The following is a 1,495-nucleotide window of genomic DNA, read 5'->3' as shown; positions in this document are numbered from 1 at the left end:
GATCACCATCTGGCGTGTCTTTGGCGGCTTCGTGCTGGCGTCGATCGTCGCGGTGCCGATCGGCATCGCCATGGGCGCCTGGAAGCCGGTCGAAGCCTTCCTCGAGCCGTTCGTGTCCTTTGCGCGCTACCTGCCGGCGTCTGCTTTCATTCCGCTGCTCATCCTGTGGGCCGGCATCGGTGAGCTGGAAAAGTTGCTGGTGATCTTTGTCGGCTCGGTGTTCCAGATCATCCTGATCGTGGCGGTCAAGGTGGGCGCTACGCGCCGAGACCTCGTCGAGGCCGCTTATACGCTGGGGGCGACCGACAACGGCATCGTCAAGCGTGTCATCATGCCGGCCAACGCGCCGGAGATCGCCGAAACACTGCGGCTGGTGCTGGGCTGGGCCTGGACCTATGTGATCGTCGCCGAGCTGATCGGCTCGTCTTCGGGTATCGGCTACATGATCATCAACAGCCAGTCGCGGCTGGCGACGGGGCAGATCATCTTCGGCATCATCGTCATCGGGCTGATCGGGCTTCTGTCCGATTTCGCCTTCAAGGCGCTCAACCGCTGGCTTTATCCGTGGAGCCTGGCATGAGCAAGCTTCTGATCGAGGGCGTCTCGCGGACCTTTGCCGGGGTCGGTGGCGGGCAGCCGGTGCAGGCGCTGCAGCCGGTCGACCTCGCGGTCGCGGCCAATGACTTCATCACCATCCTGGGGCCATCAGGCTGCGGAAAGTCGACTTTGCTCAGGATCGTCGCCGGACTGGAAGCGCCGAGCACCGGTCGCGTGCTGCTCGACGGCAAGGCGGTCACAAGGCCGGGGCCGGATCGCGGCATGGTGTTTCAGTCCTACACGCTGTTTCCCTGGCTGACCGTCGCCGAGAACATCGGTTTCGGCCTTCGTGAGCAAAACCGGCCCGAGCGCGAGCGCAACGAGGTCGTCGCCTCCTATATCGATCTCGTCGGCCTGAAAGGCTTCGAGAACCACTGGCCGAAACAGCTGTCGGGCGGAATGCAGCAGCGCACGGCGATCGCGCGCGCTCTTGCCAACGACCCCGAGATCCTGCTGCTCGACGAGCCGTTCGGCGCGCTGGACAACCAGACGCGCGGACTGATGCAGGAACTGCTCCTCGGCATCTGGGAGCGGCGCAAGAAGACGGTGCTGTTCGTCACCCACGACATCGAGGAGGCGATCTTCATGGCGTCGCGGGTGATCGTCATGAGCGCCCGGCCCGGCCGCATCAAGTCGGACGTACCGGTCGACCTGCCGCATCCGCGCCACTATACGCTGAAGACCAGCCCGGAATTCTCGTCGCTCAAGGCGCAACTCACCGAAGACATCCGCGTCGAGGCGATGCGGACGGCGCAGACGCAGTCCGCTTAGATGCTTTTGTTGCCTGCTTAGGCCGCCAGCAACTGCTTGCGGTCGACGCGCTCCTGCTGCGGCGAGCGGGCGTAGAGCTCGCGGTAGCATTTGGAAAAATGCGAGGCCGAGACGAAGCCGCAGGCGA

Annotated in this window: 2 protein-coding genes and 1 pseudogene; 2 read left to right on the top strand and 1 reads right to left on the bottom strand. The window is 64.3% G+C overall.

Features of this window, described 5'->3' with window-relative positions; genetic code table 11:
- Positions 1-580, top strand: a 580-nt coding sequence (locus EOD07_RS34075) for an ABC transporter permease (protein ID WP_164772826.1), incomplete at its 5' end; no start/stop codon positions are given.
- Positions 577-1,368, top strand: coding sequence for an ABC transporter ATP-binding protein (locus EOD07_RS34070; protein ID WP_073986027.1), 792 nt, complete (start codon positions 577-579; stop codon positions 1,366-1,368). The genes EOD07_RS34075 and EOD07_RS34070, both read left to right, overlap by 4 nt.
- A gap of 17 nt (positions 1,369-1,385) precedes the next feature.
- On the opposite strand, the pseudogene EOD07_RS38880 reads toward EOD07_RS34070, so the two are convergent.
- A pseudogene (locus EOD07_RS38880) lies at positions 1,386-1,495 on the bottom strand (GlxA family transcriptional regulator); the annotation flags it as partial.

Source organism: Mesorhizobium sp. M2C.T.Ca.TU.002.02.1.1, assembly GCF_003997225.1.
This window is presented reverse-complemented; position numbering and strand designations above follow the sequence as displayed.